Source organism: Cocleimonas flava (assembly GCF_004339015.1).
In the GTDB taxonomy this organism is placed as follows: domain Bacteria; phylum Pseudomonadota; class Gammaproteobacteria; order Thiotrichales; family Thiotrichaceae; genus Cocleimonas; species Cocleimonas flava.
Map to the genome: position 1 here is coordinate 21,414 of NZ_SMFQ01000005.1, position 19,279 is coordinate 40,692.

At 41.0% G+C, this 19,279-nt stretch carries 16 protein-coding genes; 8 read left to right on the forward strand and 8 right to left on the reverse strand.

Annotated features, from left to right (window positions below):
• Positions 1 to 205: 205 nt before the first annotated feature.
• Positions 206 to 1,570 carry an adenylosuccinate lyase gene (gene purB, locus EV695_RS16530; RefSeq protein WP_131907125.1) on the forward strand — a complete coding sequence of 455 codons (1,365 nt, stop codon included), beginning with the start codon at positions 206 to 208 and terminating at the stop codon, positions 1,568 to 1,570.
• A 203-nt stretch (positions 1,571 to 1,773) separates the two neighbouring features.
• On the forward strand, positions 1,774 to 2,919 hold the full coding sequence (locus EV695_RS16535) for a cupin domain-containing protein (protein WP_243651698.1): 1,146 nt from the start codon (positions 1,774 to 1,776) through the stop codon (positions 2,917 to 2,919).
• 7 nt (positions 2,920 to 2,926) lie between these two features.
• Here EV695_RS16535 and EV695_RS16540 read toward each other — a convergent pair whose 3' ends face one another.
• The 4 genes from EV695_RS16540 to EV695_RS16555 form a co-directional block, all read right to left on the reverse strand.
• Complete coding sequence (locus tag EV695_RS16540) at positions 2,927 to 6,289, reverse strand: adenylate/guanylate cyclase domain-containing protein (protein WP_131907127.1); 3,363 nt, start codon at positions 6,287 to 6,289, stop codon at positions 2,927 to 2,929.
• A 118-nt stretch (positions 6,290 to 6,407) separates the two neighbouring features.
• Positions 6,408 to 7,622 carry a class I SAM-dependent methyltransferase gene (locus EV695_RS16545; protein WP_131907128.1) on the reverse strand — a complete coding sequence of 405 codons (1,215 nt, stop codon included), beginning with the start codon at positions 7,620 to 7,622 and terminating at the stop codon, positions 6,408 to 6,410.
• Positions 7,623 to 7,863: 241 nt separating this feature from the next.
• The gene (locus tag EV695_RS16550; RefSeq protein WP_131907129.1) at positions 7,864 to 8,175 is read right to left on the reverse strand and encodes a hypothetical protein; all 312 of its coding nucleotides are present in this window, start codon (positions 8,173 to 8,175) and stop codon (positions 7,864 to 7,866) included.
• Positions 8,172 to 8,483, reverse strand: a complete 312-nt coding sequence (locus tag EV695_RS16555) for a GIY-YIG nuclease family protein (protein ID WP_131907130.1) — start codon at positions 8,481 to 8,483, stop codon at positions 8,172 to 8,174. Before EV695_RS16555 ends, EV695_RS16550 begins: the two co-directional genes overlap by 4 nt.
• A 169-nt stretch (positions 8,484 to 8,652) precedes the next feature.
• Between EV695_RS16555 and EV695_RS16560 the strand changes: the two genes are divergently transcribed.
• Entirely contained in the window at positions 8,653 to 9,609 is a 957-nt protein-coding gene (locus EV695_RS16560) for an ABC transporter ATP-binding protein (RefSeq protein ID WP_131907131.1), read from the forward strand.
• Entirely contained in the window at positions 9,606 to 10,379 is a 774-nt protein-coding gene (locus tag EV695_RS16565) for an ABC transporter permease (RefSeq protein WP_131907132.1), read from the forward strand. The genes EV695_RS16560 and EV695_RS16565 overlap by 4 nt, the downstream gene beginning before the upstream one ends.
• Before the next feature lie 51 nt (positions 10,380 to 10,430).
• On the opposite strand, the gene EV695_RS16570 is transcribed toward EV695_RS16565, so the two are convergent.
• Entirely contained in the window at positions 10,431 to 10,706 is a 276-nt protein-coding gene (locus EV695_RS16570; protein ID WP_131907133.1) for a hypothetical protein, read from the reverse strand.
• A gap of 432 nt (positions 10,707 to 11,138) precedes the next feature.
• On the opposite strand from EV695_RS16570, the gene mnmC1 reads away from it, so the two are divergent.
• Positions 11,139 to 12,395: an FAD-dependent 5-carboxymethylaminomethyl-2-thiouridine(34) oxidoreductase MnmC1 gene (gene mnmC1 / locus EV695_RS16575; RefSeq protein WP_131907134.1), complete on the forward strand. Its 1,257-nt coding sequence runs from the start codon at positions 11,139 to 11,141 to the stop codon at positions 12,393 to 12,395.
• 139 nt (positions 12,396 to 12,534) lie between these two features.
• Here mnmC1 and EV695_RS16580 read toward each other — a convergent pair whose 3' ends face one another.
• Positions 12,535 to 14,109, reverse strand: a complete 1,575-nt coding sequence (locus EV695_RS16580; RefSeq protein WP_243651700.1) for a Do family serine endopeptidase — start codon at positions 14,107 to 14,109, stop codon at positions 12,535 to 12,537.
• A 191-nt stretch (positions 14,110 to 14,300) separates the two neighbouring features.
• On the opposite strand from EV695_RS16580, the gene EV695_RS16585 reads away from it, so the two are divergent.
• The 3 genes from EV695_RS16585 (at position 14,301) to EV695_RS16595 (ending at position 17,373) form a co-directional block, all read left to right on the forward strand.
• Complete coding sequence (locus EV695_RS16585) at positions 14,301 to 15,002, forward strand: response regulator transcription factor (RefSeq protein WP_131907135.1); 702 nt, start codon at positions 14,301 to 14,303, stop codon at positions 15,000 to 15,002.
• On the forward strand, positions 14,999 to 16,411 hold the full coding sequence (locus EV695_RS16590) for a sensor histidine kinase (RefSeq protein ID WP_131907136.1): 1,413 nt from the start codon (positions 14,999 to 15,001) through the stop codon (positions 16,409 to 16,411). Before EV695_RS16585 ends, EV695_RS16590 begins: the two co-directional genes overlap by 4 nt.
• A 410-nt stretch (positions 16,412 to 16,821) precedes the next feature.
• Complete coding sequence (locus EV695_RS16595; protein WP_131907137.1) at positions 16,822 to 17,373, forward strand: gamma carbonic anhydrase family protein; 552 nt, start codon at positions 16,822 to 16,824, stop codon at positions 17,371 to 17,373.
• Positions 17,374 to 17,415: 42 nt separating this feature from the next.
• On the opposite strand, the gene EV695_RS16600 is transcribed toward EV695_RS16595, so the two are convergent.
• Positions 17,416 to 18,567 (reverse strand): MFS transporter, encoded by a 1,152-nt coding sequence (locus EV695_RS16600; RefSeq protein WP_131907138.1) that lies wholly within the window; start codon positions 18,565 to 18,567, stop codon positions 17,416 to 17,418.
• A gap of 174 nt (positions 18,568 to 18,741) precedes the next feature.
• Positions 18,742 to 19,098, reverse strand: coding sequence for a thioredoxin domain-containing protein (locus tag EV695_RS16605; RefSeq protein ID WP_131907139.1), 357 nt, complete (start codon positions 19,096 to 19,098; stop codon positions 18,742 to 18,744).
• Between the last annotated feature and the right edge of the window lie 181 nt (positions 19,099 to 19,279).

Below are 19,279 nucleotides of genomic sequence, written 5' to 3' on the forward strand. Positions count from 1 at the left end.
GGGTTTTTTGATCTAAAACACATAAATACAAAAGATTAAAAAATACCATAAATACAGATTGATATTTCTCTTTCTCCGTGTATTTTACTCACTTCTACAAGGTAGTGTAGCAAAGAGTAGGACAAAGATACTCTTGTATGCGTAAAATCATCGGTTATACTCCGTCTTTAATTTATTCCCACCCCTTATCACAGAACATACAGACATGAATCTATCTGCTTTAACTGCACTTTCCCCGGTTGACGGTCGTTATGCGTCAAAAACTAGCGCACTTCGTGAATTTTTTAGCGAATATGGCTTAATCAAACATCGCGTTTTAGTAGAAGTTCGCTGGCTACAGGCACTTGCAAATCATCCGGAGATTGCAGAAGTACCTGCGTTTTCAGATACAGCCAACCAACATTTAGAAGCAATTCTAACCAATTTCAATGAAGCTGAAGCACAAAAAATCAAAGATATTGAGCGCACAACCAATCACGATGTGAAAGCGGTTGAGTATTACCTGAAAGATCAAATCGCAGATAATGCAGAATTAAATGCAGTGACTGAATTCATTCACTTTGCTTGTACTTCTGAAGACATCAACAACCTATCACACGCCTTAATGCTAAAAGGCGGACGATCTGTAATGCTAAACGAAATTGATCAACTAAATTCTGCGATTAGAACCTTAGCACTTGATAATGCGGAAATTCCCATGCTTTGCCGTACCCACGGACAAACCGCATCGCCTTCAACATTAGGCAAAGAAATGGCAAACGTAGCGTATCGTTTACAACGCCAACGCAAGCAAATTGCCGACGTTGAAATACTCGGCAAAATCAACGGAGCAGTAGGCAACTACAATGCACATTACAGTGCCTACCCTGATATGGACTGGCCAAAATTCTCGCAAAACTTTATCGAATCATTAGGTATTACGTTTAACCCTTATACGATTCAGATTGAGCCACACGACTATATCGCTGAGCTATTTGACGCGACCGCACGTTACAACACCATCGTTATCGATTTCTGTCGTGATATTTGGTCGTACATCTCGATTGGTTACTTCAAGCAAAAAGTGATTGCGGGCGAAGTCGGATCATCAACCATGCCGCACAAAGTTAACCCGATTGATTTTGAAAACGCCGAAGGCAATATGGGAATGGCAAACGCGATGATGACTCATTTATCGCAAAAGCTTCCTATTTCTCGTTGGCAGCGTGACCTTACCGACTCAACCGTTTTGAGAACTTTAGGCGTAGGATTCGGCCACACCAGTATTGCAATCCAATCAACGCTGAAAGGCATCTCTAAATTAGAAGTCAACGAAGAAGCCATTGCCGCCGACCTTGATGCAAACTGGGAAGTATTGGCAGAGCCAATTCAAACAGTGATGCGTCGTTACGGCATCGAAAAGCCTTACGAAAAACTAAAAGAGCTCACTCGCGGGCAACGAATAAACGCCGAGAAAATGGCAGAGTTTATTCAAAAGTTAGAAATTCCTGAAGAAGCCAAACAGCAATTATTAGCATTGTCGCCAGCGACTTATATTGGTAATGCAATTGAACAAACAAAGGCGATTTAATTAATTAGTAAAAAAACGCCCATAAGTAGGGGGGTGGGTTTTCTAAACTTACCAAGCGCTGGCAATGGTAAATTCACTAGTTGTATCGTAGTTTCCGTAAAAACATTGATACCAATGGGAAAACACAATTAAGTGTTTATGAAATATCCAAAGCCCCCCCCCTACTTTGAGCCAGTTTTTTTAACTAATACAACTCTATACAAATGACTATGAGCATCCTGGGACACATCTCCAAAGAAGAATTCCTACGCGACTACTGGCAGCAAAAACCACTAGTCATTCGGGGTGCATTTGCAGATTTTGAAATGCCTTTTGACGCGGCAGAACTTGCTGGGCTTGCCTGCGACACAGAAGCCCCATCGCGTATTATTGTAGAAAAAGGTCTTGCACCTGATTTTAAGGCGTGGACCTCCAAACACTCGCCATTCACTGACGAGGATTTCATAAATACCCCTGATTCTCACTGGACATTTCTGGTAAACGATCTGGAAAGATATGTTCCTGAATTGGGCAATCTGATTGAACCCTTTCGTTTTATACCCGATTGGAGAATAGATGATTTAATGGTGAGCTACGCCGCCGACCAAGGCTCCGTAGGACCGCATGTTGACGAATACGATGTGTTTCTTATACAAGGAGAAGGAAAACGGCGCTGGAAGATAAATACGGCCCCTGATTACCCAAAAAATCTTATTCCTGATACCTCTCTAGCAATTTTAGAAGAATTTGCAGCAGATGAAGAATGGTTACTGGAAAAAGGAGATATGCTCTATTTACCTCCAAATATGCCACATCATGGGGTAGCTGAAGGTGAATGCTTTACTTTTTCTGTAGGATTTCGTGCTCCTAGCATTCTAGAAATGTCTCAAAGCTGGATAGAGTCTTTTGATGACGCCGAGATGAATAGACGCTTCAAAGATGACGGCAGAAGCCCTCAAGAGAACCCAGGTGAAATTAATGCTAAAGACCTTCAGGCATTAACGGATCAGATTATTTCAGCTGTCGACAGACAAAAACAGAACTTACCTATTTTTATCGGCAAATACTTAACAGAAAATAGAGGTGAGCAAGAACAACTGGAAGACACCGAAGAAGAGATAGCAGACAATCAGGATTATGAGCGACAAAGCGGATTACGCATTGCTTACACTGAAGATTCCAATGCCATCCATTTATTCGCCTCTGGAAACCATCTGGAATTACCCTTGAGCTTGAAAAAAGACGTTCAAGAATTATGTGAAAATTTTTACTACACTAGCGATTCGTTAAAAACATTACTAGATAACAATAACTTCAGAGCTTTATTTCAACAATTGCTTTCACAAGGCAGCGTTTTTCCTTCTGAATAAAATTGTGCTAAAGCGTGTAAAGTGGCGACGTAGATGCCGTGCAATTTAAAAGCTGCTCTGCCTGCAATAAATCCTTGGTGTGCTCTTTATTCTCAAATTTATCATACACCAGTTGTAACTGTTTTTTAGCGAACTCTACTTCAACCGCTTGATCGGCGAGCCGAAGCAAACTCATAGCAGCTCTTAATTCTTGTGACAAAGAGCCTTGATTCAATGAAATCTTAAGCGCTTTCTCAAAAGATTCCTTTGCTTTCTGAGGCTTTGGCTTTTCTGCATTCAAGAGTAATTCCCCAATGGTTCGATACGTTTCTGCATCCACCCAGTGCTCTCCACCAATTTCAGAGGTTTTTAATGATTGCTCCAGAGTATCCAGCCCCTTTTGGATATACCCCATTCGCATACAGGCTTGTGCATAAATAATCATGATATATGGACGGAATAAACCGAGATTCATGGAATTATAGGCAGACAAGCCCTGCTCCAGAATATCCATTCCCTGTTTTGATTCATCTACATTTCTTCCCAGACGTACCATTGCCCAGCCTTTGAACATTAAACCACCGATTTTCCACAGTGGTGTTTCCAGACGCATAGCATCTTCAATGGTTTTATTGCAGGCTTCTATAACCGCTTCCGTTTCATCTAAAAGCGCAAGCGGTAACACTTTTCCCACAAAGTTTGAAATGCCTATGGTATTCGCACTTCCAATATTTTCTGCTAATTCTCTCGCCTCATCACTGCAGCTGAGCATTTCTGTAAACTTGCCCTGATGCCATTGATTTAGAATCAGGTAAACCAATGAAGTGACTTTGATATCTTGCCCGTATAAGACATCTAAGCCTTTATGATGCTCATAGGAATAGGCCTTTAATGAATTTTTAAAATAGGTCTCAGCTTTTTTGGATTCACCTAGCAGCAATAATGACGAACCACGCATGCGGTTTCCTACCATTTCTAAATATTGATTAGAATGTGTATGACTTTTGGCCAGCAACACAAACTCATCCACTAAACTTTCTGCTTTGTGTATCAAGCCGCACACTTGATAAAACGCATATCGACCATGCAATACCGGAAATATTTCAGGTGAAGATTCTAACTTCTTAGAAAGCTTTAAGGCTCGTGTAAAGGCCTTCTCAACCAGAGGTGAAACGTAGCTCTGCGCTGCAATCAAAGGCCCAATAAGCCTTACTTGTAACTGAAACTCCTGAGACATGACTTTTTTGATTTGAGGAAGGCTGCTCAATAATTCCACACCTTTACTCAAATGTGAGATCGCTTCATGATGCGAAGACGTCAATGTAGCCTGGTTCCCCGCCAGCAATAAATAATCTACCGCCAAAGATACTTTGTTGGCTTCAATATAATGCGTAGCCAACACCTCTGGCTCAGACGTCAAGACATTAGGAAAATGCTCAACAATGGCATCGGCAATCAAGCCGTGGTATCTACGGCGGGTACTTTTTAGCAAGGACTTATAAGCAGTTTCTTGTAGTAGTGCATGCCTAAATTCATATTGCCTGCCTTCACCTGTGCTTTTTTGTTCAATAATATTCAAACTGATAAGCTTTTCTAACGCTTCATCAAGCTTATCGACATCTCCTACTGGCAAACATCTTAATAACTCAAACGAAAATTGCCGACCAATAGTTGCCGCCAATTGAGTTATCTTTTTAACACTGGATAACTGATCTAAACGAGCCATCAGGGAATCTTTAAGGGTTGTGGGAATTTCTACTGACGACAAAGGAATGGCTAACTCATAGCGCTTATTTTTTTGAGTTAACAACCCAGAATCAATGACGGTTTTTGTAAGCTCCTCTATAAACAAAGGAATGCCATCCGTTTTAACCACTAATTCCCTAATTAACTCATCAGGCAAGGAAAGATCACCAGCCAATTGTGAAATCATGGAATAACTACTTTCCTGATCAAGCCTCTTTAAAACCAGTTCCTTCAATACCACGTCTTCATCAACTTTTACTTTGTAACCTGGTCGAGAAGTGATAAAAAATAAAATACGTTTTGATGCTAATTTGGTACCGAGGACGTCCAGCATTTCCTGAGTAGATGGATCAATCCAATGCGTATCTTCGAAAATCAACAACAATGGATGTTCATCTGCCATTTTTTGCATAAGCCCAACCCAGGCCTGGAAGATGATTTGCTTGGTTTTATCAGGGTTTAGCGTGACAGGTTCCTCTCCAACAACCTTAACCCCTAACAAAGGCGCAAATAAGGGCGCATATTTACCTAAGGGTAATGCAAACTCATCAAAAAAGGCTTCTAAGCGCTTATATTTGACCTCATCGGTATCCTCATTTTTTAGGTTAAGCAGATACTTGAGATAAGTTACGATCGGGTGAAAAGCGGTATTAGTGTGAACAGAAGAGCATTGGTACAACCGTAAATGTTGCGGATCTTTATCAACCCTGCGCATAAACTCAGAAACAATTCTGGATTTACCGACCCCTGCTTCACCAGTTAAATGTACGATCTGACCTCTGCCAGATTTGGCCTGCTCCCAGCACTCTGCAATGATATCCAGCTCGCGATTACGGCCAATGATAGGCAATAAACGCTTTTTGCGACGCACGTCAAACTCATTAAGGAAATCACTTTCAGCGATGACCTTAAAAATCGTTAGATTTTGAGATACACCTTTGAGCGATTGCTGACCAAGGTTTTGCGTAATAAACAACCCTTTGACCAAATCATTAGTATCCTCACTAATCGCAATTGTGTTTGGCTCAGCAATATGCTCAATGCGGGCGGCAATATTAGGGGTCTCACCGACGATAGCATTTTCTTCACGATTATCGTCGCTACCCATTTGCCCAATAACTACGAGTCCGGTATGAATACCAATACGAACCTTGAGTTTTACATTGTATTCAATGATTAAGGTTTCATTGAGCTTCTCGATACGTTCAATAACACCTAAACCTGTAAGGATCGACCTTTTGGCATCATCTTCATGCGCATGCGGATGACCAAAATAGATCAGTAAACCATCACCAATATATTTGGCTATATGGCCACCATAACGAAGCGTTACTTCAGCGATACATTGTTGATAAGAACGCAAAAGATCACGTAAATCTTCTGGATCAAATTGTTCAGCCAATTCAGAAGACCCAACCAAATCACATTGCATCACGGTTAATTGGCGTCGCTCCGCCTCGGGATGAGATTTTACTGATTCGATAGATTGATCTAATTTTAGGCCACAGCCACCACAAAAATTAGCATCTAACTGATTTTTAAAACCACACGAAGTACAACGTCTTGCCAATGGTACACCGCACCCTTTACAGAACTTCTGTTGAGGGTTATTGGATACACCGCAATCATTGCAGCTGATTTTCATAAATTAATTCTCGCTCACAACCACTATCATAAGAGGTTGTATTAGTTAACGAACACATCTTGTATTTAATAATTATTCCATGTCCGTTCGCTTCAGAATGTAAGTATTTCACATAATCTTAGCTTGGAGGATTTAAGGTTAAAACCAGCCGATAGGCTTGCAACTGATTATGATAAAAATTATGCGCAACGCCCCAAAGGTATAATAAAAACTTCGCATACAGCTCTCGACCCCATCGGTCGATGATTAAATCCCGATTAGCTTCCATCTTTTCTGCCCAGGCTTTACACGTTAAGTAGTAGCTATGCCGGTCAGTGTGAACCGTTAACAATTCCATATCACTTTTTTGCACTTCAGCTAAGAAATCATGAATACTTAATGTACAGTGATTGCCAGGGTAGATATATCGGTTTAAAAAAGCATTAAACTCGAATTTTTTGGTACTCGCGCTGCCGTCAAAATAAGCATATCCACCGGGCTTGAGGAGGTTCTCCAGTTTTTTTACAACCTTATCGTAATACGGCATGTGCTCAATAACACCGAGTACTACAATGGCATCAAATTTTTCCTCTGGTTCAAATTCAAGGAAATTCTTTTTGATCACATGGCAAGGCAGATTATTTTCTTTGATCAATCGACTTAGATATTCTTCCGAATGATCCGCTATGGTTAATGACGTAACCTCAATACCTTTTTTCCCGGCATATTCATTGAATGCACCCCAACCACCACCTACATCTAGTACTTTTGACCCCTTTGTTAGTTTGCAGGATTCGATAACATAATCGAGTTTTCGAATCATCGCGGTCCCTAGACTTTCATCATCAGATTCGTAAACCCCTTGAGAATAGGTGCGCGTCTCATCAAGTATGACCATGTAAAAGTCATCGTCAAATTCGTAATGTTCCTGAATAGCATTTCTATCATCTTTTACCTGTCCAAACACTTTAGGTTTAATGCGACGAACGAAATCCAATAATGGGTGGTTATCAGAGATTGCATGGCGTAAATCCAGGACCTTCATAAAATTACCCAGGATTTCAATGTCGCCTTTTATATAAGCTTCCGCTAATGCCAGCTCATCTAAAGAAACTAATGCGGTGACTGCTTTATCATTGTTTAGATGTATTTCAAAGTCTGAATCAGAAGACTTGTCGCCTATTTTAATTTCATGCTTGTCTGGCATATAGACAGATGCCGCACAAGTTGTTGCATTATCCAGAGCCTTCAAAACCCACGCTAGTTTTTTCCCTGGAACATATTTTTGGACTACTGCATCATTTCTATTTAATTCATCATGATTGGAAGCATCGTCGATATCCGCCACCCTCATAGTAACTACCTCGCTTTCGTTGCTTTTTTATTATCCTTATTTTATATACTTATATAGCCCATCTTGTTGATAAATCCAGTCAAAAAATCTCACCTATGTGTTTATTAGCCTATTTAACTCACGTTTTTTTCTTAGAAAGTAATGGCTAACAACGATCAGAGGCGACTCTATTCATCACCCCTAACCACACTTTTCTACTCGAAGACTTTGGTTATTATAAAATTTGAAAAAACAAAGAACATTATTTTTTCTTTATCAATAAACCTGAGATGAACTCATATTTAGATCGGGTAAGCTCACTCTGCGGCTCGATACCAGAGTCATTGAAATACCAATTAACAGCAGCGATTAAAACAGGACGTTGACGTGTACTAATTTCACAAGTGTTGCTGGAGTTAATCTTTGCAATGATTGCTATCAAAGCTTCACGAGATGCGGCCGCACAATCAGAGCCCCCTGTGGGATACGCTGCCTCAATATAATGATGTAATGCCTTAGTTAGAACTTCCCCTGCCCTATCAGAAGCATCAAAGATAAAGGTACGTTTTTTCATTTGCCTTTGCTTACAGCGGTATCAGCCGTATTTAGAAGAGAAACCTTCAATTCACCTCTAACAAAAGATTCTTTGTCACTCTTTTTCAATCTCTTGAGTTGATATTCACGCTGGCAAGCCGCGGATCGTGATTCTGCCGTCTCTTCATAGACTAGAGAAACCGGGCGTTTTGCCCGTGTATATTTTGCGCCTGCCTTGTCTTCGTTATGTTCCTTTAAGCGACGCTTAACATCCGTTGTCACGCCGGTATATAAACTGTTATCAGCACAGCGAAGCATATATACAAACCACTCAGATATTTGCCCCATTTCTTCCCTTTAACCATTTTTATAATTTTATTACCATGCAGCGAAGGATAAAACCCTGCCAAGTAACAGCACATTAAAAACAGTTTTTATATTTAAATTGAATTGTTGGATAAGATACCACATCATTCGCTAGGATCGAATCCGCTAAATTTGTATAGATAATAAACTCATGAAACCTGCACTAAAAATAACAAATCTGAAGAAAACCTACGGCGAGAATATGCATGCGCTCAAAGGCATCGATTTACAGGTCGAGCAAGGCGATTTCTTTGCGCTACTTGGGGCAAATGGCGCAGGCAAATCGACAACGATAGGTATTATTTGTTCTCTCGTGAACAAAACAGCAGGAAGTGTAGAAGTGTTTGGTTACGATCTGGACACCCAACGCGAACAAGTACAGGAACATATTGGTCTAGTCCCACAGGAGTTTAACTTTAATGTGTGGGAGCCGGTGATGGACATACTCATCAATCAGGCCGGCTACTACGGTATCGACCGAATTACCGCAACTGAACGTGCAGAAGAACTGCTCAGACACCTTGATTTATGGGATAAACGCCACGAACAGGCGAATAAACTTTCAGGTGGCATGAAGCGTCGACTAATGATTGCCAGAGCATTGTTACACAAACCCAAGCTGTTAATTTTAGATGAACCAACTGCAGGTGTGGATATTGAAATTCGCCGCTCAATGTGGAAATTTCTGACCCAACTCAATCAGGCAGGAACAACCATCATTCTAACCACACATTATCTGGAAGAAGCGGAAAGCATGTGCGATAACATCGCCATTATTAATCGTGGCGAAGTGGTTAGTAACACCAGCATGAAGGAATTGCTTTCGCATTTAAATGTAGAAACATTTGTGCTCGATGTGAAAGAACCCATCACTGATCTCCCTCACATTGAAGATATTACCTTGCGCCAACGCGACGCCAACACCCTCGAAGCTGATTTAGACAAATCCAGATCGCTTAATTTTCTTTTTGAAAAACTCAGTGAACACAATATTCGTGTTTCAAGTATGCGAAATAAAACCAGTCGTTTAGAAGAGCTATTTATCAACCTGGTTGAAAAAGATAAAGTCCAAGACAACGAATTAAATGACGCGGAGGCAGCCTCATGAACAACAAAAAAAACCTGACTGCCTTTAGAACCATTATCACTAAAGAAGTGTTACGCTTCTTGCGAATCTGGGTGCAAACCCTAATACCACCCGCAATCACCATGACCTTGTACTTCGTGATTTTCGGTAACTTAATTGGTAGTGCAATCGGCGAAATGGGTGGTTTTAAATATATCGAATACATCACACCCGGTTTGATCATGATGTCGGTAATTACCAACTCATACTCCAATGTTGTTGCCGCATTTTTCAATGCGAAAATGTACGGCCACGTTCAGGAAATGCTGATTTCACCTGTGCCTAACCATGTCATTTTACTCGGCTATATCGGTGGTGGAATGGCGAGAGGATTAACCGTAGGCTTAATCGTGACACTGGTCTCTTTATTCTTTTCAGAATTGCACATCGAACATCCAATAATGACGATCTTCATCGTTTTGATGACGTCCATGCTGTTCTCAATTGCAGGTTTCATTAACGCTGTATATGCGAGAAACTTTGATGACATCAGCATTATCCCAACCTTCGTATTAACGCCCCTAACCTATCTGGGTGGCGTTTTCTATTCGATTAGTCTGCTCTCTGAATTCTGGCAAACCGTATCGTTAGCAAATCCGGTACTCTATATGGTGAACGGTTTCCGCTACGGTATTCTTGGTGTTTCAGATATTAACCCCTGGGTGAGTTTCTCTTTAATTATCGCATTTATAGCCGTATTGTATTTCATCGCTTATCGATTATTAAAGAATGGCGTTGGAATCCGATCTTAAGGCCACCCCCCTACTTTGGAGGCTTTTTTTAAAGCATTTATGTAAAGTGCTTTAATTCATATAGCTGCGTTTTGAAGATTCACTTTTGCTTTCGATCACATTCAACATGAGATTGGCTTGCCTTAACTGTTTCTCCAAATCTGATTTTAGCTTTTGAATGTATTCGGGATTATCTTGGTCCACTAATGATTGCTCTATACGCGCTAAACTTTTTGTATCGTTTCTACCGTAACTCTCCGTTTTAGCGGTTAAGTCGTTTGCCACACCCTCAGCATAAATTACCACAAGCCCGATGTAGGATAATGACAAGGTTAGTGTTGTAGCCATCACTATTGATTTGCTACTTATTTTTTTTATTGATTTAAAATTCATTGTTAATTCCATTTTATTGTTTTTTTTAATGTCGTTTTAATGAGCTTTGAAGCCCGCTTACAAAACGCTCGCATGAAACGAAACGTTCGTATGTAATAGAAGCCTTTGCATAATACTTTGACGGATAAATAACGAACTAGTTCCATGCAAAGGCTTCTATTTAAAGTTATGTATTAGCCCTTAATACATAAACTCCTTATTACGCAATATAGATGCTAAATGTGCACAAAAAATGGAGAAAATGTGACGAATAGTAAAGAAACTGCAAAAAGTCGCTGATAAATCTTTATTTACCGATTTATCCTATGTCATCCTCCGATATCACCCTCATCTGGTTTGCATTTGGCACCCCCCTACTTTGGGGCACTTTTTTAATAGCGATAAGCAATGACAAAAACAAAAGACATTCCAGTATGGTTCAACATCCTAGACTATGACTGGCAAAAGAAACGAGCAATAGTGATTGGCGCAGGCATTGCCGGCTGTCAAATGAGCTGGCATTTAGCACAGGCAGGCTGGAACATTACGCTTATAGAACGCAATAAAACCATTGCAAACGAAGCCTCAGGGAATCCGGCGGGAGTCATCTCCCCTAAAATGACCTCCAAACCGAGTATTGGGGAAGATTTTTACACACAGAGTTTTCAGTACACCTTAGATCAATTAAGCCTGCTAAAAAAACAGGGGCTAGAATGGCATGGTTGTGGCTTGTTACAACTCACTCACAATCAACGGGAAGAAAAACGCTGGCAACAACTCAAAGAGCGAGATTTCAAAGAAGATTTTTTACAGCTTTTAGATGAAGATGAAACCAGCAAAGTAGCCAATATCCCATTACCCTATAAAGCGAGCTACTTTCCCCAAGCGGGATGGATTGACCCTGCTCACTTTTGCGAAAGCTTAAGTTCACATCGTAACTGTAACTTACTAAAAGAAACCAATGCATTACATATTGAAAAGCAGGAAGACCTTTGGCACGTTTTCGACACTCGGGGACAGTCAATAGCGCACGCAGAAATCGTCATCATTGCAAATGGCAAAGACCTAACCCAGTTTACACAGACTAGCGATCTACCCAGCATGCCCGTTGCAGGTCAAACTACATTGGGAACAGCCAGTATCGAATCGACAAAATTGAAGGCTGTTATTGGTCACGAAGGTTATTTAACACCCGCCGATATCCACTCAAAAAAGCATACATTTGGCGCAACCTTTGATAGAAACAACGATCAATCAACAATCACTCCAGAAGCTGATACCGACAACCTTGAGCAATTAACACAATATCTACCTGAGTTTGCCGAATCTTTGACTGCCACAGAAAGTGCGCACGCTGCGGTGCGCCTTACCACTCCAGATCGTTTTCCCTATGCAGGCGCAATCCCTGACTGGGATTTTTATCGAGAACACTATGATGATTTACATCACGGTAAAAAGTGGAAGGAATACCCTAAGGCCGAATACCAAAGAGGTTTATTTGTACTGGCCGGTTTTGGCTCCCGCGGATTAACCACTAGCGGTTATTGTTCAAAATTGCTGACTCAACTCATTGAGAATAAACCCATTTCAAATCAGGAAGGTACGATTTTAGAAAACCTTCATCCCGCACGCTATCTGATTAAGCAATTGAAAAAAGGCTTGTAGAGTCGCTCTTTCAAAATCACCCTGTTTCTACTCATTCCAAAATTTAAGCTTAAAAAAGAAAAGGCACCCAAGATGGGTGCCCTTACTACGGTCGAACAACTTACTTACTAACAACATCTTAAAACATCATAAGGAGAGATTATGAATTCAAATGGACCGCTACAAATAAGGCTTGATCACCTCGCATCAATAAAACCGCTAATGGCTTATCACCATTGGCTTTCTGGATCACTTGCTTAAGCTGCGAAGGCGATGCAATACTTTGTCCACCGACACTTAAGATAATATCTCCAGAACGTAAACCCGCATTTTCTGCCGCCGAATCAGGCATCACTTTTGCAACTTTCACACCTTGATTTTTGGTAACCAGCTTTTCTTTCTCAGCGTCCGTTAAATCTGTAACGGCCACACCCAGCGAACCTTTTTCTAATGCGGCAACTTCTTCAGGCTCATCATCTTTGGACTTAAGCTTGTCGATGGTCACATCAATCGTTTGTATCTTGCCTGCTCTAACAATTTCCACAGGGACTTTTTTCCCGATTGGCGTACTTCCAACCAACAGTGGCAAATCGTTTACTTCTTCTACGGTTTTATTATCAAATTTCAGGATTAAATCACCAGCCTGCAGACCCGCCTTATCAGCAGGACTAGAAGGAGAAACGCTGCTAATCAAAGAACCAATGGTGTCGTCTCTACCCAAAGATTCTGCCAGCGCTTCGTTGATGCCTTGAATACCCACACCTAACCAGCCACGGCTAACTTTTCCAGAAGTCTTGAGCTGATCCGTTACGTTTTTAACAATATTGATCGGAATAGCGAAAGATACGCCCATATAACCACCACTGCGGCTATATATTTGAGAATTCACACCGACTACCTGACCATTAAGGTCGAATAATGGACCACCAGAATTGCCCGGGTTAACCGCTGCATCGGTTTGAATAAATGGCACATAAGTATCCGCTGGTAAACTTCTGGATAATGCACTCACAATCCCCTGTGTTGCCGTGTAATCAAGCCCAAATGGTGCGCCTATTGCCACTACCCATTGCCCTACATCCAACTTATCCGAATCACCGAAAGATGCGACAGGAAGGTCTTTAGCCTCTATTTTTAATAGTGCAATATCACTAAGCTTATCCACACCAATCTTTTTCGCTTCAAGCTCGCGCTTGTCATCGAGTTTAACCGTTATTGTGTCAGCATCATCAATAACGTGTGCATTGGTAACGACGTAACCATCTTCAGAAATAATGAAACCAGAACCATAAGCCTGACCTCTACGACTTCCATAATCATGTGGTTGTTTTGGTAGGTTTTTGAGTAAATCCTGATATTGTTTTGGCAGTCTTTCCAGTTGTTTTTCACTGAGTTGACTTAAACGATTACCGGCACTACTTTTGCCTGTTTTAACTGTAATGCTAACCACCGCACTACGACTCTTTTTAATCATTGTCGCAAGTTCTGGCAAGCCGCCACCAACCGCAACCTTAGGAGCCACAGCGTTAGTAGAAGTTGTGTCAGCAAAAAGAGGCGCTGTGGTAAGTCCGTATGCACTTAATGCACCGATAATAAAACCCATCATAAGGCTGAGTTTATGTTTTTTAATTCGTTTGCTCTTTTCTGTATTATTTATATTACTGGTATTGCTAGGGACTAAAGCTGTCCCTGTCGCTTCAACTTGAGGTGAATCCTTCATCTTCTTATCATTCATGTTGTTTCGTCCTTGCCCTTTAAATATGTTATTAATCACTGTATGGAAGCTAATTCTGGATTTATCAGTCATTAACCATGAACCAAATGTACAATAAACAACATTACCAATTGCTAGCGGCTAGATTAATTATTGTTAATAATACTTTTTTTGAGTTGTTGTGCGTTTAACACGAGACTAATATCCTTCTCATGCAAATATTGATTATCGAAGACGACACCCAAACGGCCAAGTTCATCCAGAATGGACTACAAGAGAGTGGCTTCGTGGTAGACCATGAAGCAGACGGTGAAAAAGGTTTGGCACAAGCCATGACCAACCAATACGATGCTCTCGTAATAGATCGTATGCTACCCAGTTTAGATGGTTTAGCCATTATCGAACAATTAAGAGGTAGAGGGTTTAACGTGCCTATCCTAATTCTAAGCGCTCTTGGCGATGTCGACCAACGTGTAGAAGGCTTGAAAGCAGGTGGTGATGATTATCTGGTAAAACCCTATGCATTCAGCGAATTACTGGCTCGTCTACAATCATTAGTGCGACGCACGCAACCCAGTCAGGAAGTCAATCAGTTACAAGTCCATGATTTAAAAATGGATTTACTCAAGCGCAAAGTCACCCGCGGTAATGACGTGATTGATTTGCAACCGAAAGAGTTTATTTTACTCGAAACGTTAATGCGCAATGCGGGCGAAGTCATTACACGCACCATGCTTCTGGAGAAAGTCTGGGATTATAATTTTGATCCTCAGACCAATGTGATTGATGTGCATATCAGCCGTATCCGCGCGAAAATTGACAAAGACTACGACGTTGCATTATTGAAGACCATTCGTGGAGCAGGTTATATTCTGGCGGCTCCTGAATATGATGCAAACAGCCAACAAAAGTGAGTGTTTTTCGCCGAATACTGAATACTTCGGTATTTCGGTTATCTCTGGTCTATGCTGTCTTATTCAGTTTGATTGCGGCAGCGGCATTACTGTCTGTCTATAAAGTTGCAGAAACGCAAATAGAAGAACAAATTGATCGTCGCCTCACCTTAGAGACCAATATCCTTTTAGAGAACTATAAAAAGCATGCGGTTAAAGGCCTGCTTGAAGACATCAATATTTACAACAAAAAGGAAGGTCGACCCTTTTATATTTATGCCTTAATCCATGTCAGTAAACTGGATCTTAAAAAATTCATTCCGGTCAATCAGTATACGGTCACCAAACGTAACAAGACCTTTTCTAGTATTCCGTTAAGCGACATTATCGATTACGTCAATGATCGCCAAGGTGATGAAACCATCCGTGTCTTATTAACACTACTCCCCGGTGGCTACCAATTATTAGTCGGTGCCGAGCTAGAAGAAACTCAACACTTATTAGACCAATTATTCAAAGCGACCCTGATAGCGATCTCTATTATATTCGGTCTATCAATTATTATCGGTGCATTGATGGCACGAAAAGTAGTGAGAGGAATTAATGCCGTCACCGATACCGCTGATAATATTATTGAAGGCGATCTGTCACATCGCATTCCCGTAACTACCCAAAATAACGAATTCGATCGCTTGAGCCTATCTCTGAATAGCATGTTAGATCGAAACGAAGATTTGATGCAAAGTATGCAGCAGGTAACCAATAACCTCGCTCATGATTTGCGCAACCCACTCAATCGCATTCGTCATCGTCTGGAGTCGGCACGCAATAAAAGCATGACTGATAGTGAATTCACAGAATTTAATGAAGACACCATTGGCGATATCGACAACGTCATCTCAACCTTTAATTCGCTATTAAGTATTGCTCAGATTGAATCCGGTAATTCCCGTAAAAACCGGGAACAGTTTGAATTGAAAACCCTGCTTGATGATCTATCCGAGCTGTATGAAGTTGTGGCCAGCGAGAAAGGCTTGAAATGGGAATATGAAGCCGAAGACTCACTGACAGTAATGGGGAGTAAACAGCTACTTGCGCAACTCTTTACTAACTTGCTGGATAACGCTATCAAGTTTTCACCTGAAAATGGTTTGGTCAGCTTTAAAGCCGTTGCGATAAAAAGCAAGCAGGGAAATAAAATTGAAGTAACCGTTTCTGATAACGGCCCAGGGATTCCAGCTGAAGAACACGAAAAAGTACTGAAACGTTTTTATCGATTAGACAGCGCAAGAAGCACCGAAGGCAATGGACTTGGGCTAAGCCTGGTAAAAGCGGTGACTGATTTACACGGTGCAGAAATACACTTTAAAGACAACCATCCAGGTCTTCGTGTTTCTGTAATATTTAAGGGCACCTCCTCTATTAATTAGGTATTTCTTCTGTCAACGCCAAAAAATCAGAATCAAGACGTATTCACACAGAATGCTCATTGCCTTTCAAGTGAATACAACACAAAGTCTGGTTTTTTGGCTAAGACCCGCAGGGCAAGGTTATAAGTCATCATCTCCTTTGTTGCACTTATTGGAAAGGGAATAACCATTCCCTGCAAAGTGCACCTAAGATATGATGACTTATAACCTTGCAGAAGGAACACCTAAATAGTAGAGGTACCCTTAATAGCAAGAAATGAGCTAAACAATAAAGTTAGCCACCCCCCTACTTTGAGCGGTTTTTTTACTTTAAAATAATAAAACCATGCCTTTGGGTTCGTTGTCGCTAAACGCCAAAATTGGCTCGGCTACGCCTCGGATCAAACACTTTTGAAGGAATAATAAAAATTATGACTATTAGAAAATTTGAAGCTCACCTACCCAATGTACATTCAACAGCCTACGTTGACGAAACTGCACTAGTGAGTGGCGAAGTAGAAATCGGAGAGGATAGTTCTGTATGGCCAATGGCAGTAGTTCGTGGCGATGTTAACTATATTAAAATTGGTAAACGCACAAACATTCAAGATGCATCTGTATTGCATGTTACACACGCTCCCAACGAACATAGCGAAAAGATTGGCGCTGCCCAAACCGGTTATGCGTTGATCATTGGAGATGATGTAACCATCGGCCACAAAGCACTTTTACACGCCTGTGAAATCAAAGACCGTGTACTTGTTGGAATGGGCGCTATTGTTATGGATGGCACCGTGGTTGAAGAAGACACCATGATCGCCGCAGGTAGCGTGGTACCACCAAGAAAAACACTAGAAAGTGGTTATCTCTGGGTCGGAAACCCTGCCAGAAAAGTGCGCGAACTCACTGATAAAGAGAAAAAGTATTTACCGTATTCTGCAGAGCATTATGTGCGTTTGAAAACACGTACTGAAAATGGCTAATGTCACTTCATAAATTGTTTATGCAAGAATTATAAAATATCTTTAATTTTGCTTTCTCTCACTAAGCCCTGTGAGCACAGGAATAATTAACATGGTAATTGAAAGTAAAATCATCACATTCCAGCCGCCCTGCTTGTAAGCAAAGCCTGCCGCGGTAATTCCTAGACCACCACCGATATAATAGAACAAGACATAGAGCGCATTAGCTCTGCCATGACCGCTGGTTAATTTTTTATTCAATGCGCCAACAGCAGCTGCGTGTACCATAAAAAATCCCATGCATACGCCGATTAAACCTATGACTATCGCAACCACCGATTGCATTAAAATAACCAAAAGGGAAACTGCTAGAATCCCAGATCCTAACAACAGCGTGTTGCCGCTACCAAAACGATTACTCAGCCTGCCCGCGGTAGGCCCCATGAATATCCCTGTGATATAAACCAAAAACACCAACGTGATGGATTCGGTCGAGAAGTTAAAAGGGGCTCCCTCAAGCCTAAATGGCAAATAATTAAAGACCGATGAGAACACAGAAAAACTGCCGAGCGCGCACAAGAAGATCAGAAATAATTCTTTTCTCTTTAATAGCGAAACAAAACTCACCGGTGTTTTGTTAACACTCAGGTCTTTCGCAGGTTTTGGCAACCATTTCACCGCCATAAATGTCGCGATCAAAATAAACACAGACGCGGTAATAAAGGCATAACGCCAATGCAATGGCGGATGTATCCAACCACCTAATAAACGCCCTCCAAGGCCGCCCAGGACGGTTGCAGAGACGTAAGACCCCATCACGACACTGAGACTGGCGAGCGGTATGGTTTTGGCCAGATAAGCAGCCAGACAGGTGGTGAGCGCGGGTATGAATAAGCCTTGTACGAAACGGGCGGCAATCAACACCCAGAAATTATCGGTTAATGCACAAACCAACCCTGCGGCTGCCACCATGGTGCCGCCAACTAATACAATCGGCTGAATATCATAACGATCAATCAGCATGCCAAACGGCAAATTAGACAAGGCAATGCCCAGTATTACGCCGGAGATAGAAAAAGACACCATAACCAGATCTACCGCAAACTCATCCTGTAAAACAGGTAATACAGGTTGCGTTATGTATACATTGGTAAAAGAGGCAGATACCAGAGCAAACACAATGAGTTTTATTCGAAAATATGCCGTGTCAGTCATGATGGATTCTTTAAACAGATAAGAAAAAAATATGAAATAAAAAGCGAAACAAAAAAGTAGAGGACGAAAATTATAGGAGAATATCGATGGTAAAGTGAATGAAAAAAAATCACATCAACCCCAAATAAAGTTCACCTAAAAGTAACAAGTAATAAAAACCTGAATACCAATGACTTAAGGCTCTTCTTCCGCAGGTTTGGTCAGCGCCAATTCAATTGCCTCTATCAACTTTCTCGTTATTGCCTCAGCATGAAGCTCACAATGAAATTCACCATCGTTATACAAATACATACTGGGTAAATGGAATACACCAAATTCATTCACTAAAGCCGCGGCTTTATCTGCTTTTATCTCAAATGCAGCAAAGTCGTGAAAATGATCTACAAATTTTTTAAATTCTGTATTTAACAACGACTTTAAATGATGGCACGACGCACAATGCGGGCCTGAGAAAAAAACCAATGCGATTCCATCCAGATCGGATAAAACTTCGTGGATAGTAAACTCATCTAATTCAGCAACTTTATTCATTATTGGATTAAAACACGCATTGTAAAAATCTTATATATCACCCCCCTACTTTCAGGCGTTTTTTTATTTCAAATTATTACAAAGTAATCCGTAACCACCTTTTTTGTTATCGATTCTATGTCGTTGTGTTTCACGCTTGTTAATTCATGTACATATCGAAACAGAAAAAGGTTCATAAATT

Bases quoted from the DNA above. Each gene is read 5' to 3' on its own strand.
- purB (WP_131907125.1), top strand. From the start codon at position 206: ATGAATCTATCTGCTTTAACTGCACTTTCCCCGGTTGACGGTCGTTAT.
- EV695_RS16535 (WP_243651698.1), top strand. From the start codon at position 1,774: ATGACTATGAGCATCCTGGGACACATCTCCAAAGAAGAATTCCTACGC.
- EV695_RS16540 (WP_131907127.1), bottom strand. From the start codon at position 6,289: ATGAAAATCAGCTGCAATGATTGCGGTGTATCCAATAACCCTCAACAG.
- EV695_RS16545 (WP_131907128.1), bottom strand. From the start codon at position 7,622: ATGAGGGTGGCGGATATCGACGATGCTTCCAATCATGATGAATTAAAT.
- EV695_RS16550 (WP_131907129.1), bottom strand. From the start codon at position 8,175: ATGAAAAAACGTACCTTTATCTTTGATGCTTCTGATAGGGCAGGGGAA.
- EV695_RS16555 (WP_131907130.1), bottom strand. From the start codon at position 8,483: ATGGGGCAAATATCTGAGTGGTTTGTATATATGCTTCGCTGTGCTGAT.
- EV695_RS16560 (WP_131907131.1), top strand. From the start codon at position 8,653: ATGAAACCTGCACTAAAAATAACAAATCTGAAGAAAACCTACGGCGAG.
- EV695_RS16565 (WP_131907132.1), top strand. From the start codon at position 9,606: ATGAACAACAAAAAAAACCTGACTGCCTTTAGAACCATTATCACTAAA.
- EV695_RS16570 (WP_131907133.1), bottom strand. From the start codon at position 10,706: ATGGCTACAACACTAACCTTGTCATTATCCTACATCGGGCTTGTGGTA.
- mnmC1 (WP_131907134.1), top strand. From the start codon at position 11,139: ATGACAAAAACAAAAGACATTCCAGTATGGTTCAACATCCTAGACTAT.
- EV695_RS16580 (WP_243651700.1), bottom strand. From the start codon at position 14,109: ATGAATGATAAGAAGATGAAGGATTCACCTCAAGTTGAAGCGACAGGG.
- EV695_RS16585 (WP_131907135.1), top strand. From the start codon at position 14,301: ATGCAAATATTGATTATCGAAGACGACACCCAAACGGCCAAGTTCATC.
- EV695_RS16595 (WP_131907137.1), top strand. From the start codon at position 16,822: ATGACTATTAGAAAATTTGAAGCTCACCTACCCAATGTACATTCAACA.
- EV695_RS16600 (WP_131907138.1), bottom strand. From the start codon at position 18,567: ATGACTGACACGGCATATTTTCGAATAAAACTCATTGTGTTTGCTCTG.
- EV695_RS16605 (WP_131907139.1), bottom strand. From the start codon at position 19,098: ATGAATAAAGTTGCTGAATTAGATGAGTTTACTATCCACGAAGTTTTA.